Below are 14,832 nucleotides of genomic sequence, written 5' to 3'. Positions count from 1 at the left end.
GCAAAGCCGAACTCACCGCACAGCGGATCGCATATCGGCTCCGTCTCATCCCCGACACCCTGCGAAAAACCATCAGCTTCGATAACGGCACCGAGTTCGCCGAGCATCACCAGCTCCACCAAAGCCTGGGGATCCAGACCTTTTTCTGCGATACCCACAGCCCTTGGCAAAAGGGCGGCGTTGAGAACACCATCGGTCGCCTCAGGCGCTTGCTTCCCCGCAAAACCAACCTCGACACCGTCAGCCACAGGAAACTGCGCGCCTATGCCGACCGTCTCAACAACACCCCGCGGAAATGCCTCGACTTCCTGACCCCCGCCGAGGCATTCTCGCAAATCTCAAACGGTGCACTTCAAACGTGAATCCACACCCCGGCCTTCGCCGGGGCGACGTTAGCGGCCCTGTGCGCGCCACCGCTTGATCGTGCGCGCGATGATCGCGTCTTCGTCGCCGGTTTCGGTCCACAGGTCGGAGAACAAAGGATCGTCCGACGCCGGGCGCTTCGCGTCCTCCAGATCGTCGAACGCCACGCGGATCGGGATCGCGACGCCCTCGCCGGTGATGATGCATTCGCGGTTGCGAAGCGCCGGGATCGCATCGAGGAAGCCGCGTGCGCCCTCTGGCATCGCGGCGCGCACGAACGCCTGGTCGCGATCGTTGTTGAGCCGCATCGCGATGATCGTGCCGCATTGTGACAGCACGCCTTCCGCCAGATCGGACGGGCGCTGGGCGATGAGGCCGAGCGAGACGCCGTATTTGCGGCCTTCCTTGGCGATCCGGCTGAGGATGCGGCCGACCGACGAGGCATCGGCGTTGCGTTCGTTGGGGATGTAGCGGTGCGCTTCTTCGCAGACGAGCAGGATCGGGCGCTGCGGCTCGTTGCGCGACCAGATCGCGAAATCGAACACCATCCGGCTCAGCACCGCCACCACCACCGACGTGATCTCGGACGGTACGCCGGACACGTCGATGATCGAGATCGGCTTGCCGCCGCCGGGCAGGCGGAAGATGCGCTCGATGAACCCGGCCATCGTGTCCGCGACCAATAGCCCCGAGAACATGAAGCCGTAGCGCGGATCGGCCTTGATCTCCTCGATCTTGGTCTTGAGGCGCATATACGGCGCGGTGTCGCCGGCGCGGTCGAGCTTGCCCATCTCCGCTTGAAGGAAGGTGATGAGGTCGCTGAGCAGATAGGGTATCGGCGCGTCTACGGTCAGCTTGGCGATCTCCTGCCCCAGCCGGCTCTTGCCGCGCGCGAGCAGCAGGCATTTGGCGAGGATGTCGGCATCCATCTGCCGCGACGATCCGGTCGAGGTGAGGAACACCTCGCAATGTTCCGCGAAGTTCATCAGCCAATAGGGCATCTGCAGGTTGGAAACGTCGAAGATCGCGCCGTTGGCGGTGAACGCGGCGGCATATTCGCCGTGCGGGTCGATCATCAGGATATGGCCCTGCGGCGCGAGATCGCAGATGCGGTGCAGGATCAGCGCGGCAGCGGTCGACTTGCCGGTGCCGGTGCTGCCCAGCAGCGCGAAATGCTTGCCGAGCAGCGCATCGACATAGAGCGCGGCGCGGATATCGCGGGTCGGATGGACGGTGCCGATCTCGATATGGGCGCGGGCCTCGGTCGCGTAGATCTGGCGCAGATCGGCGGTGGCGACCGGATAGACGTAGCAACCGGGCATCGGATAGCGCGTGACGCCACGGCGGAAGCGGGTGAGTACGCCGGTTTCCGGGGTTTCATCGCCTTCGCCGAGGAAGTCGATCATGGCGGCGATCCGCTCGCCATCGTCGGCCAGTTTGAGCGAGCGCACGTTGGCGATCAGCCAGATGCCGCCGACACGCAGCTTGATCTGGCTGCCGACCGAACCGGCGGCGGCGATGATCGGATCGTCACGCCCGCCGATCGCGGCGAGCCGGTCGGGATCGAACACGATCTGGCCGCCCGATCCGGCGATCTCGATGACCATGCCGATCGGCTCGTGCGGGGTGCCGGCGCGTGTCGTGGCAGCGGTGGCGAAGGCGTGGCCGCCCGGCATTTCGGTCATTCGCGGGTCGTCCCAAGTCGAGGACGATGTGCTTAACGGCTGAGTCGTAAAGATTGGGTTCGGGGCTTTCGCGTTTAGAACCGCCGCGCGATGAGGCCCGCGCCCCAGCCGAACGCGACCGACAGTACGACCGCGACCAGACCGTAGAGCACGGCGTTGCGCTCGGCCGAGCGCGCGACGAAGCGTTCGAAACCGGACTTGCGAATCTCGATGTCGCGTGTTGCCACCGCGAGGACGTGGCCGTCGCGGACCAGGAACGTCTCGGCGGTGAAGCGCCCGACCGGCACGCGCGCTGGGATCGTCACCACCGCGCGGTACAGCACGCCATCGGTGATCTCGACCGCGCCGGGCTTCTCGACATACAGGCCGGCGCGGCGTTTGAGATCGACGAGGCCATGCGCGAACCGATCCTGCCGGTCGTCGAGCGCGCTGGTGGCGGGCGAGAGTTGCAGGCTGTCGAGCCCGAGTTCGTAGATCGCACGGGTGCGCTCGTCGAGCAGGCTGGCGATCGGCCGGGACGAGGCGACCGCGTAGAAGCTCGGTGCCGAGCGATAGCGCAGCCGCGCGGCGTTGACCCAGATCAGCCCGCCGAGCTTCTCCTTCTCGCGCACCAGGATCGATTGCGTCGGCCCCTTCACCACCACGACGATGTCTGTCGGCTTGTCGTCATCGGGCAACCGCCCGCCGGGATAGAGGATCGCGCCGAACAGCAGCAGATCGGCGCCGGTGAAGCTGTAGACGATCTCGACATTGCGCTGCGAGACGTCGGGGACGAGCACCGGCTTGCTCTCCGCCGCGATCAGCAGTGGCGCGAGCAGGAGCGCCAGTCCCGCCTTCCCCAACACCGTTCGTCCCGAGCGAAGTCGAGGGACAAGCCCAAAGCGTGGCAGGGGGTGTCTCGACTTCGCTCGACACGAACGGGTTCGGGGGACATTCACGACGCTTCGACCGAATAGATTTCGGCGGGCCGCCAGCCCAGCCCGATCGCGATCCACACCGCGAGCGACAGCACGATGATCGCCAGCGCCAGCCGCAGATATTCGGGCTTGGCCTTCGCCGCGAAGCGCGCACCGACCTGCGCGCCCGCGACCGAGCCGAGCAGCAGCAGCGCCGCCAGCACGATATCGACCGCCTTGGTGGTGGTGGCATGGACCATCGTCGCCATCGCGGTGACGAACAACGTCTGGAACAGCGAGGTGCCGACCACGACCTGAGTCGTCATGCCGAGCAGATAGAGCATCGCCGGCACGAGGATGAAGCCGCCACCGACGCCGAGCAGGATCGTCAGGATGCCGATGAAGAACCCCAGCAGCAGCGGGGCGAGCGGCGAAATGTACAGCCCCGATCGGTAGAAGCGCGTGCGGAACGGCAGCGCCGCGACCAGCGGGTGATGCCGCCGCTTGCGCGCGCGTGGCGCCGCCGCACCGCGCGACACGCGGATCGCACCGATCGCCTCGCGCCCCATCATCGACCCGATAAAGCCGAGCAGCAGCACGTAGATAATCGCGATCACCGTATCGATCTGCCCGGTCGCCTGAAGCAGCCGGAAGACCTGCCCGCCGGCGAGACTGCCGAGCAGCCCGCCCGCGACCAGCACGCCGCCCATCTTGGTATCGACGCCGTCGCGGCGGAAATGCGCGAACACCCCCGACACGCTCGCCCCCGTAACCTGGCTGGCGGCGGAGGCGGCGGCGACGGTCGGCGGAATGCCATAGACGATCAGCAGCGGCGTGGTCAGGAACCCGCCGCCAACGCCCAACATGCCCGACAACAGCCCGACCCCGCCGCCAAGCAGCACGATCACCAGCGCGTTGACCGACAGATTGGCGATGGGCAGGTAGATGTCCATTGCCTCAAGGCGATAGCCGGTTGCGGGCGCGAGGCAAAGCGTGGGCGGAGCTTCGGGTGAAAAAGGCGGGAAAGCGCCTCAGAAATCCGCGCCCAGCGTCAGCGCCACCCCCGAACCCGGCCGCGCCGCGCCGGCGATGCGCTGGCGCCAGTCGAGCGAGACGCGCAGGCGCTGGCTGGCGATCGGCAGACTCGCGGTGAGCGACGGGCCGATGTCGAGCCGCTCGGCGCCGCGTTGCGCGCCGCCCCACAGGCCGGCGCCGAGGTCGATCGGGATCGCGCCGAGCGTGGCGACCGGGTGCGACAGGTGCGCCGCGCCATCGACGAAGCCTTCGGTGCGATCGCGGTGGATCGCACCAGCCTGCGCATAGCTTTCGAGACGGAAGCCAGCGCCGATTGGCAGCGCGCCGAAGCCGCCGACCAGTTCGATGGCGGGGCCACCCTTGCCGCCGTCGATTGCGATGCGCTGCTCGGCGACGATCCGCACCGGCAATCGCGTCGGCTGCCATTCGAGGCCGATCGCCGCTTCCCGCAAGCCCGACCCGAGCGGGCTGGTGACGCGCACCATCGCGGCGACGCGGTGCTTGCGATCGAGCAGATACGCCAGCCGTACCCCCGCCTGCGATCCGCCGAGTTGCCCGCCGAGCGGCGCGTTGGTGACGCCGCCGCCGTTCCGCGTGACCAGCCAAAAGCTGCCCGACAGCCGCGACGCATTGGCGGTGCCGGCCACCGCAGCGACCGGCACGAAGCGCGGCAGGCCCGCGCTGGGCGGTGGCGGCGCTTGCGGACCATCCGACGTACCAACCGGCGCGGCGAATGGCGGCGGTGGCTGACTCGGCTGCACCGCACCGCCATGCACCGCAACAGCGGGCGCAGCGCGCCACACCGACGCGAGCTGGATCGGCTCGCCCGGTGCCGGAACCGAATGCGGTAGGGCGGCGACCGCCCGTGTTGCAGCCGGCGCCTGCGCCACCGCAACGCCACCGCGCACCCGATCGGGCACCGCCTCGGCATGCGGCCACAGCATCACCGTGCGCAGGCCGATCCAGCCCGCGACCAGCACGACGATGAAGCGCAGCGGGCGGCCCCGCCCCGAGATCATGGCTCGATCGCCACGTCGTCAGGGAAGACATGCGCGGTCTTGTCCCAGCGTATGTGCGCGCCGCGCAACATCGCAGCGTAGCGCCAGAGCGCGCGCCGCACCGCGAGCAGCGCGATGAGATTGCCGACCAGCATGCGTGGCAGCGACCACAGCCCTTCGCGCCAGCCGTAATCGCGCGTCGTGAACGCCACGCGCGCGACGATCCGCCACAGCAGCACCGCCGCGTTGACGCGCAGCAACAGCGCGGTCGCGGGGCCGACGTGCGGGATCGGCGTGCCGGCCAGCCAGTGCGCGAGGTTCGACGCGCCCCAGCCGAGCAGCGCGACATATGCAACGCCCAGTACCAGCATCGCCAGCGGCGCGCGGCGATCACGCATCCGCATCCAATGTTCGGACCAATGCCGCACCCGTCCCCAGCCGAGCCGATCCCAGCCGGCGAGCGCGATTCCGATCATCCAGCGCGTCTTCTGCCGTACCGCCGTCTCGAGCGTCGCGGGGAAATAGGCGCGCACCGCGACCAGCGGCGTGCCGGCGCCCTCCCGGATGCGCGCGACCACGCCGGTGGCACCGCGCTGGCTCAGCATCAGGCCGAGTTCGTAATCCTCGGTCAGACTGCCCCCGTCGAACGGATCGCCGCCGCGCGCCACCGCGACCGCCGCCAGCGCGTCACAGGCGATCGCGCAGCCGACCCCGGCGAGCGGCAGCCCCGCACCGAGCGCCTGCCGCACGACGAGGTTCTTGGTATGCGCTTCGGAGAATTCGTCGGCATAATGGCCCGAAACCAGCCGCGCGCGCCGGTCGATCAGCGGCAGCACCGGCAGTTGCACGACCGCGTAGCGATCGAGCAGCGCGTCATAGATGCGCAATTCGTGGGCGTCGACGACATCCTCGGCATCGTGCAGCACGATCGCGGCGGCGCGTGGGCCGTCCGCCTCGTCGCGCTGCAACGCATGCCAGAGCGTGTTGAGGCAATCGGCCTTGGTGGTCGGCCCGGCGACGCCGCCGATCACCAGCCGAACGCGCGCGTCCTGCTCCGCTATGGCGGCGACCGCATCGATCGTCGCGCGGTCGTTCGGGTAGGCGCCGACGTAGATGCGATAGTCCGCCGCGCCGAACCGCGCGAGCGTGGTGCGCAGCATCGCGCCGATCACCGCCGCTTCGTCCCAGGCGGGCACGAACACCGCGAAACGGCGGGGGATGGCGCGTACCGGATATTCGGCGAGTGTACCGTCGCCGTCGCCGATGCTGGCCGGACTCAGCCGCCGCCGCGCCCACACCGTCAGGAACACGAGATCGACCGCGAGATCGTCGAGTCCGCCGATCAGGAACCCGATCGCGGCGAACAACATGGTTTCGCGCGCAGCCACGTCGAGCGCGACAAGGACGATGCCCCCAACCCCCAAACGCCTCACTCCCCCGAATCAGCGTTATCTATTCGTCGCTAGTGTTTCGCAGATGCAAAATGCAATCAAGCTATAATCAAGGCTTTACGCTCGCCGTGCCGCCGCCTAGCGTCCCCGCGCTCCTGGGGAGGACCGTGTAATGAAGTTCGCAGGCCGTATCGCGCTGTTGATGGTGGCGCTCGCTCCGGTCGCCGCGCTTGGCGATGCCTCTCCGCAAGTCGTGCTCGCGACGCCGGGCATCGGCGACGGCGCGATCGAGCGTTTCACCACCCGATTCAGCCAGCCGATGGTCGCGCTGGGCGATCCGCGCGCGGCCTCGCCCTATGACGTGACGTGCGCGGTCGGCGGCACCGGCCGCTGGGTCGATCCCCAGACCTATGTCTATGAATTCGCCAACGGCCTGCCCGGCGGCACGACCTGTTCGTTCACGATCCACGACAAGCTCAAGAGCGTGTCGGGCTATGAAGTGACCGGCCAGCGCGTGTTCAAGGTCGATGCCGGCGGTCCGGTCGCGCGCGCGGTGCTGCCGGCGCAATATGACGGCGAGATCGAGGAGGACCAGACCTTCCTCGTCGCCGCCAACCTGCCTGCCACGCCCGCCTCGATCGCCGCCAACGCCTATTGCGCGGTCGATGGCATCGGCGAGAAGATTCCGGTCGATGTGCTGCCCGCCGATCTGCCCGGCAAATTGCTCGGCGAGATGGGGACGAGCAACTGGAACGTGCGCAGCTTCCTCGACAATGGCGGGCTGCCGGCAGCGGTGCCCGCGAGCGCGGCCGATCGCCAGAAAGCCTATGCCGGCGTGACCGCGCTGAAATGCCGGCGCCCGCTGCCGCCGGGCCGCGACATGGCGCTGGTGTGGGGTGCCAACATCGCGAGCGCGGGCGGCAAGACCGCCGGTGCGGACCAGCGCTTCGACTATACGGTGCGCAAACCCTTCAGCGCGCGGTTCGAATGCAGCCGGGTCAATGCACAGGCGGGCTGTTCGCCGGTCGAGAAGGCCTATGTGCGCTTCACCGCGCCGATCGCGATGTCGGCGGCGCAGCAAATCCGCATCACCACCGCCGATGGCAAGGCGATCTCGCCCAAGTTCGACAAGGACGACGCCAAGAAGGCGACGATCAGCGACATCACCTTCGCGGCCCCCCTGCCCGCCGCGACCACCGCCAAGGTGACGCTCCCCGCCGGCCTCAAGGACGAGAGCGGCCGCGTGCTGTCGAATGCCGAGCGCTTCCCGCTCGACGTGAAGTTCGACGAGGCGCCGCCGCTCATCAAGTTCGCAGCCCCGTTCGGTATTCTCGAAGCCCAGCAGGGTGGCGTGTTGCCCGTCACCGTACGCAACGTCGAGCCGGCGTTGCAGGGGCAGAGCATGGCGATGCCCGGCCAGAGCTTGCGCGTCTCGGGTTCGGACGGCGAAGTCGCACAATGGCTGCGCACCGTCGCCAAGGCGGACGACGAGAAGAGCCATGTCGTCAAGCGCGGCGGCAAGGACGTGCGGATCAACGACACCGGATCGGCGCCCATCCTCGGCGCAGGCCAGGGCAAGGCGCTTTCGCTCGGCCTGCCCGGCAAGGGCAAGGATTTCGAGGTGTTCGGGATTCCGCTCGGCAAGCCCGGCTTCTACGTGGTCGAACTCGCCAGCCCGGTGCTGGGGCAGGCTTTGCTCGGGCGCAACGCACCGCGCTATGTCGCGTCGGCCGCGCTCGTCACCAATCTGGCGGTGCATTTCAAATGGGGCCGCGAGCGCAGCCTTGCCTGGGTGACTCAACTCGACACCGGCAAACCCGCCGCCAATGCCGAGGTGCGCGTTACCGATAGCTGCACCGGCGCTTTGCTCGCACGCGGGGTCACCGACAAAGCAGGCGGGCTGTACGTGCCCAAGGGCCTGCCCGAACCGGAAACCTATGCGAGCTGCGAGGAAAGCAGCAGCGCGCACGCGCTGATGGTGTCGGCACGGCTCGGCGACGATTTCAGCTTCACCCTCACCGATTGGGGCGAGGGCATCCGCCCGTATAACTTCGACTTGCCCTATGGCTATTCGGCGGCGGGCGACCTGCTCCATACCGTGTTCGACCGCGCGCTCGTCCGCCAGGGCGAGACGATCCACATGAAGCACATCCTGCGCCAGCAGATCGGCACGGGCTTCGGCCTTGCCCCGGCGACGTCAGGTACGCTCAAGCTGTCGCATCGCGGATCGGACACGGTGTTCGAACTGCCCGTGACGATCGACGCCAATGGCATCGGCGAATCGGAATGGACCGCGCCGCAGGGCGCACCGATGGGCGATTACGACATCAGCATCGAAGCGGGCGGCAAGACGCTCTCCTCGGGCCAGTCGTTCAAGGTCGACGAATACAAATTGCCGACGATGCGCGCGACCGTCACCGGCCCGAAGGACGCACAGGTCCGCCCCAAGACTTTGCCGCTCGATCTGTTCGTCGGCTATCTCTCGGGCGGCGGCGCGCCCAACCTGCCGGTCGATCTGCGCATCGGCTATTTCGGCCGCACCGCGACGCCCGAGGGGTACGAGAACTACACCTTCGGCGGCGCGAACGTGACCGAAGGCACCAAGCCGCTCGACGGCGACGGCGAGGAAGAGAAGACCCCGCTGCCGCCGACGCAGACCTTGCCCGCCAAGCTCGGCGGCGACGGCACCACCAAGACGACGGTCGAGGTGCCGCAAAGCCTCGACGCAGCCACCGACATGCTCGTCGAGATGGATTATCAGGACGCCAATGGCGAGGTGCTGACCGCCTCCAAACGCGTCCCGATCTTCCCGAGCGCGGTGCAGCTCGGCATCAAGACCGACGGCTGGCTGATGAAGCAGGACGATCTGCGCCTGCGCTTCGTCGCGCTGACCACCGAGGGCAAGCCGATCGCCAACCAGAAGGTCTCGGTCGCGCTCTATTCGCGGAAAATCCTGACCGCGCGGCGGCGCCTGATCGGCGGATTCTACGCTTACGACAACCAGATGACGACGACCAAGCTGTCGGCGGATTGCACCGCGACCACCGACGCGCAAGGGTTGGCACAGTGCAAGATCGACCCCGGCACCTCGGGCGAAATCTATGCCGTCGCCACCACAGCCGACGCCAACGGCAATGTCGCACGCGCCACCGCGTCGGTATGGCTGGCGGGTGACGAGGATTGGTGGTTCGGCGGCGACAATGGTGACCGCATGGACGTGGTCCCCGAGAAGCTCAGCTACAAAGCGGGCGAAACCGGCCGCTTCCAGGTCCGCATGCCGTTCCGCAGCGCGACCGCGCTCGTCACGGTCGAACGCGAGGGTGTGCTGTCGAGCTTCGTCACACAGCTTTCGGGCAAGGACCCGGTCGTCGAGGTGCCGATGCCGGGGGCTTACGCGCCCGACGTGTTCGTCTCGGTGATGGTGGTGCGCGGCCGAGTCGAGAGCGGCTTCTGGAGCTGGCTGCACGGCATCGCCCGCTCGCTCGGCCTCGAATCCGGCCCGCCCGAGGGGCAGGAACCGACCGCTTTGGTCGATCTCGCCAAGCCAAGCTACCGGCTCGGCATCGCCAAGGTGAAGGTCGGCTGGGAGGCGCACACGCTTGGCGTCGCGGTCAAGGCCGATCGCCAGCGCTATGCCGCGCGCGATGTCGCTCAAGTCGACGTGTCGGTGAAGACGCCAGACGGCAAGCCGGCGCGCGAGGCCGATGTCGCCTTTGCCGCAGTCGATGAGGCGCTGCTCCAGCTCGCCCCCAACGAAAGCTGGGACGTGCTGACCGCGATGATGGGCGAACGCCCGCTCTCGGTGCTGACCTCGACCGCGCAGACGCAGGTGGTCGGCAAGCGCCATTACGGCAAGAAAGCGGTCGAGGCGGGCGGCGGCGGCGGTGCCGATTCGTCAGGGCTCAACCGCGAGAATTTCCAGCCGGTGCTGCTGTGGAAGGGGCATGTCGCGCTCGACGGCAATGGCCATGCGCGGATCGCCGTGCCGATGTCGGATGCGCTGTCGTCGTTCAAGCTGGTCGCGATCGCGACGCAGGGCGCGCAGCTTTACGGCACCGGATCGACCGCTGTCCGCACCGCGCAGGATCTGTCGATCTACGCGGCGATGCCGCCGCTGGTGCGCTCTGGCGATTATTACGCGGCGGGCTTCACGCTCAGGAACGGCTCGGACAAGCCGATGACCGTCACCGCGAGCGTGGATCTCACCCCGCGCGTCGCGCAGGGTAAACCGTTGACGGTCGAGATTCCGGCGGGCGGCGCAGTCCCGATCGCCTGGAACCTGACCGCGCCCGAGAATGTCGCCAACCTGCGCTGGCACGTCACCGCCAAGAGCGCGGACGGCAAGGCCGGCGACCAGCTCACCGTCAATCAGGATGTCGTGCCGGCGTTCCCGGTCGAGGTGTGGGCGGCGACGCTCGCGCACGTCGGCGATGCCACCACGATCCCGATCGCGCCGCCCACCGGCGCACTCGCCGGGCGCGGCACGGTCGACATCCGGCTCGACGACAGCCTCGCACCGCCGCTTGCCGGCGTGCGCGCGTTCATGGCGGCCTATCCGTACACCTGCTTCGAACAGCGGCTGTCGCGCGCGGTCGCACTCGGCGATGCCAGCGCGTGGACATCGCTCGCGAGCGATATCCCGACCTATCAGGCGAGCGACGGGCTGCTGCGCTACTGGCCGTCCGACACGCTCAACGGATCGGAAGCGCTCACCGCTTATGTGCTGTCGATGACCTCGGAAGCCGGCCTGCCGATCCCCGATGCGCCGCGCACGCGGATGATCGAAGGGCTGAAGGCGGTGCTCGACGGGCGCGTGCGCCACGAAACCTATGGTGATCCCCGCCCGCAAAAGATCGCAGCGTTCGCGGCGCTCGCCCGCGCCGGCGCGGCGACTCCGGCGATGCTCGGCCAGATCGCGATGACGCCCAAGGAAATGCCGAGCGCCAGCCTCGCCGACTATCTGATCGCGCTCGATCACGTCCCCGGCCTCGCCAACGCTGCCGCGCTCAAGGCCAATGCCGAGGCCGAGTTGCGCACGCGGCTGGTGTATGAAGGCACGCGGCTCGATCTGTCCGACAAGGGCAACAGCCTGTGGTGGCTGATGTCCTCGACCGACGAAGCCTCGATCAAGTCGGTGATCGCCACGCTCGGCCGGCCCGGCTGGCAGGACGAAGCGGCGAAGATGATGGTCGGCGTCGCGCTGCGCCAGCTCCACGGCCATTGGGACACCACGACCGCCAACGCCTGGGGCACGATCGCCGCGCGCAAGTTCGGCGCGCTGTATCCGGCGAGCGCGATCTCCGGCGCGACCACGCTGACGCTCGGCGCCAAGACACTCAGCAAAAGCTGGCCGCTCGCCACCGACCAGCGGCTCGCCAGCTTCGCGCTGCCGACGTCGCAAACGCCGCTGGTGCTGCGTCAGGCCGGCGGCGCCGGGCCGTGGGCGAGCGTCTCGGTGTCGGCGGCGGTGCCGCTCAAGCAGCCGCTGTTCGCGGGCTATCGGATGGTGCGCTCGGTCGAGGTGGTGCAACGCCGCACGCCGGGCAAGCTGACGCGCGGCGACGTGCTGAAGATCACCATCGGCGTCGAGGCGAGTGCGGAGCGCAATTGGGTGGTCATCAACGATCCGATCCCGGCGGGCGCGACGATCATCGGCGATCTCGGCGGGCAATCGCAGATGCTGGCCGACAAGGGGCAAGCCGGCGACGGCACGCGCTTCAACATCCGCGATGCCGATGGCAAATTGTGGGATGTGCAGGCGGGGGTTTCGGCGGCCTATGTCGAGCGCCGCAACGATAGCTGGCGGGCCTATTTCGACTGGGTGCCGCGCGGGAAATTCGCCGCGTCGTATCTGATCCGCCTGAACGGCGCGGGTCGCTTCCAACTCCCGCCGAGCCGGGTCGAGGCGATGTATTCCCCCGCAATCCGCGCGCAGGTGCCGCTCGCGCCGATGGTGGTGGAGCAGCGGTGATGTCAGCGGTTCTTCCAACCCGTTCGCCCTGAGCCTGTCGAAGGGCGTGCCCCAAACGCTTCAATCCGGGGCGCGTGCTTCGACACGCTCAGCACGAACGGGTTGGGGCGCGCCTCTTTTTCCCCTTCCCCGACGAAAGCCGGGGTCCAGTTACGGACCGTCGCGTGATTGACCGCAGCGCCCTGTTACAGCGGCTTTCCCAACTGGAGTCCGGCCTGCGTCGCCGAGGTGACGTGCTGTGGAAAACCCTGTGGACAAAGGGTGGCATAACCGTCGCCGCGCTGGGTCTGGCGGTGCTGGCCTTTGCCGCGATCGATTATGCCACCTTCCCCCCGCCGCTCCCCGCTTACGGCCAAGTGCGCGGCGCATGGCACCCATCGGAAGCCTGGCTCTACGATCGCAACGGCACGCTGATCGATTCGGCGCGAGTCGATTTCAAAGCGCGCCGCCTCGCCTGGACGCCACTTGCCCATGTCGCGCCGGTCGCACGCGACACGATCGTCGCCGCCGAGGATCAGCGCTTCTACGGCCACGGCGGCGTCGATTGGCTCGCGCTGCTCGGCATCGCGCGCGACAAGGCGAGCGGCGAGCGCGGGCGGGGCGGATCGACGCTGTCGATGCAGCTCGCCGGCTTCCTCGCGCCCGATCTCGCCGCGCCGGGGCGGCGGCATGTCTGGGACAAGCTCCGCCAGATGCGCGCGGCATGGGCGATCGAACGTGGCTGGAGCAAGGACCAGATCTTAGAGGCTTATCTGAACCTCGCCGGGTTTCGCGGCGAGGCGCAGGGGATCGGCGCCGCCGCGCTCGGGCTGTTCGGCAAGACCCCGGACGCGCTCGCCCGCGACGATGCGCTGCTACTCGCCGCGTTGCTGCCCGAACCGCAGGCGGGCGCGACCATCATCGCGCGCCGCGCCTGCGCGATGGCCCGCGAGCGCGATTGCAGCCGGTTCGAGGGCGAGGCGGTGGCGATGCTCGGCCCGGCGCGCAGCCTCGCGCTCGACCCCGGCCTCGCGCCGCACCTGTCCGACCGGCTGCTCACCAAGCCCGGCCTGCGCATCACGACCACGCTCGACGCGCGCATCCAGCGGATCGCGATCCAGGCGTTGCGGCGTCAGCTTCAGGGCCTCGGCGGCGCGCGGGCGCGGGACGGCGCGGTGGTGGTGCTCGACAATGCCAGCGGCGACGTGCTCGCCTATGTCGGCGGGATCGGCGGCGCCTCGACCGCGCCTTCGGTCGATGGCGCCAACGCCTATCGGCAGGCGGGATCGACGCTCAAGCCGTTCCTCTACGCCGAAGCGATCGAGAAGGGCTATCTCACCCCTGCCTCGATTCTCGACGATTCGCCGGTGCAGCTCGATACCGCCTCCGGCCTCTACGTGCCGCAAAATTACGATCGCGGCTTCAAGGGCCCGGTGTCGGCGCGCTCGGCGCTGGCGGGGTCGCTCAACGTGCCGGCGGTGCGGACGCTGCTGCTGGTCGGCGTCGACGCGTTTCGGGACCGGCTGTGGGACAGCGGCTATCGCGGGCTGGTCGAGGACGGTGACTATTACGGCTTCTCCCTCGCACTCGGCTCGGCGGAGGTGACATTGCTCGAACAGGCGAACGCCTACCGCAGCCTGTCGCAAGCCGGACGCTGGTCGCCCGCGCGGCTGACCAAGGATGATCCACGCGAAACGCCGCGCGCGATCACCAGCCCGCAAGCGGCGTGGATCGTCGCCGACATGATCGCCGACCCCAACGCGCGCGCCGCTACGTTCGGGCTCGATTCGGCGCTGCGGCTGCCGTTCTGGGCGGCGGTGAAGACCGGCACGTCGAAGGCGATGCGCGACAATTGGTGCATCGGCTTCACCCGCCGCTACACGGTGGCGGTGTGGGTCGGCAATCTCGAGGGCGATTCAATGCGCGCGGTCTCGGGCGTTAGCGGCGCCGCGCCGGTGTGGCGCGACGTGATGCTCGCGCTGAATGACCAACACGATAGCGGCCCGCCGCCCCGCCCGACCGGAATCGAGCGGGCCAACGTCCGCTTCGCCAGCAATGTGGAGCAGCCGCGCGCGGAATATTTCCTCGCCGGCACCGCTCAACCGCTGATCACCTTCGCGCCGGATGCCGCGCGCCGGCCACGCATCACCAATCCGGTGTCGGGTGCGGTCTATGCGATCGATCCCGACATCCCGCCTGATCGCCAGCGGCTGGCGGTGACGGTCTCGGGGTCTGCGGCGATGCACCGGCTGCTGCTCGACCGCCGCGACCTCGGTTCGGCGACAGCGCAACCGCAGATTCTGGCGCCGCCGGGGCAACACCGGCTTCGGCTCGTCGATGTTGCGGGTCGGGTCGTCGATCAGGTGCGGTTTACGGTGCGTTGAGGCGAAAAAGCCGTGAACCATTTCGGGTGGGCGGCGTTCAACACCACAGTCCCTTTCCCCCCTTTCGGGACTAGTGCCTAGTAGCTTTGACCCGGCACCGGCCGCGCACCTCCCCCACCCTGTGCGCGGC

The 14,832-nt window shown here is 68.4% G+C and carries 8 protein-coding genes; 3 read left to right on the top strand and 5 right to left on the bottom strand.

Translation table 11 applies throughout. The features are described from left to right. Nucleotides 1-362 (top strand): IS30 family transposase (locus EWE75_RS06785; protein WP_130155898.1); only part of this gene is annotated, 362 nt, incomplete at its 5' end. Nucleotides 363-392: 30 nt separating this feature from the next. On the opposite strand, the gene EWE75_RS06780 is transcribed toward EWE75_RS06785, so the two are convergent. The 5 genes from EWE75_RS06780 to EWE75_RS06760 all read right to left on the bottom strand — a co-directional run bounded on the left by EWE75_RS06780 (nucleotide 393) and on the right by EWE75_RS06760 (nucleotide 6,401). Continuing rightward, entirely contained in the window at nucleotides 393-2,048 is a 1,656-nt protein-coding gene (locus EWE75_RS06780) for an ATP-binding protein (protein WP_130155897.1), read from the bottom strand. Nucleotides 2,049-2,122: 74 nt separating this feature from the next. Beyond that, the gene (locus tag EWE75_RS06775) at nucleotides 2,123-2,890 is read right to left on the bottom strand and encodes a TIGR02186 family protein (RefSeq protein WP_130155917.1); all 768 of its coding nucleotides are present in this window, start codon (nucleotides 2,888-2,890) and stop codon (nucleotides 2,123-2,125) included. A gap of 92 nt (nucleotides 2,891-2,982) precedes the next feature. Continuing rightward, a complete protein-coding gene (locus tag EWE75_RS06770; RefSeq protein ID WP_130155896.1) occupies nucleotides 2,983-3,897 on the bottom strand; it encodes a sulfite exporter TauE/SafE family protein in 915 nt (304 codons plus the stop codon). A gap of 78 nt (nucleotides 3,898-3,975) precedes the next feature. Then, on the bottom strand, nucleotides 3,976-4,998 hold the full coding sequence (locus EWE75_RS25480) for a hypothetical protein (RefSeq protein ID WP_231708248.1): 1,023 nt from the start codon (nucleotides 4,996-4,998) through the stop codon (nucleotides 3,976-3,978). Continuing rightward, the gene (locus EWE75_RS06760; protein WP_130155895.1) at nucleotides 4,995-6,401 is read right to left on the bottom strand and encodes a glycosyl transferase family protein; all 1,407 of its coding nucleotides are present in this window, start codon (nucleotides 6,399-6,401) and stop codon (nucleotides 4,995-4,997) included. The genes EWE75_RS25480 and EWE75_RS06760 overlap by 4 nt, the downstream gene beginning before the upstream one ends. Before the next feature lie 139 nt (nucleotides 6,402-6,540). On the opposite strand from EWE75_RS06760, the gene EWE75_RS06755 reads away from it, so the two are divergent. Together EWE75_RS06755 and pbpC are read left to right on the top strand one after the other, a co-directional pair. After that, nucleotides 6,541-12,339: an alpha-2-macroglobulin family protein gene (locus tag EWE75_RS06755; protein WP_206364702.1), complete on the top strand. Its 5,799-nt coding sequence runs from the start codon at nucleotides 6,541-6,543 to the stop codon at nucleotides 12,337-12,339. Nucleotides 12,340-12,605: 266 nt separating this feature from the next. After that, a complete protein-coding gene (gene pbpC, locus EWE75_RS06750) occupies nucleotides 12,606-14,702 on the top strand; it encodes a penicillin-binding protein 1C (RefSeq protein ID WP_130155914.1) in 2,097 nt (698 codons plus the stop codon). Nucleotides 14,703-14,832 lie beyond the last annotated feature (130 nt).

Origin of the sequence: Sphingomonas populi, assembly GCF_004208535.1 — a bacterium.
GTDB classification, from domain to species: Bacteria; Pseudomonadota; Alphaproteobacteria; order Sphingomonadales; family Sphingomonadaceae; genus Sphingomonas; species Sphingomonas populi.
This window is presented reverse-complemented; position numbering and strand designations above follow the sequence as displayed.

What these genes read in the sequence shown, in the direction of transcription:
- EWE75_RS06780 (WP_130155897.1), bottom strand. Translation starts at nt 2,048, where the DNA reads ATGACCGAAATGCCGGGCGGCCACGCCTTCGCCACCGCTGCCACGACA.
- EWE75_RS06770 (WP_130155896.1), bottom strand. Translation starts at nt 3,897, where the DNA reads ATGGACATCTACCTGCCCATCGCCAATCTGTCGGTCAACGCGCTGGTG.
- EWE75_RS25480 (WP_231708248.1), bottom strand. Translation starts at nt 4,998, where the DNA reads ATGATCTCGGGGCGGGGCCGCCCGCTGCGCTTCATCGTCGTGCTGGTC.
- EWE75_RS06755 (WP_206364702.1), top strand. Translation starts at nt 6,541, where the DNA reads ATGAAGTTCGCAGGCCGTATCGCGCTGTTGATGGTGGCGCTCGCTCCG.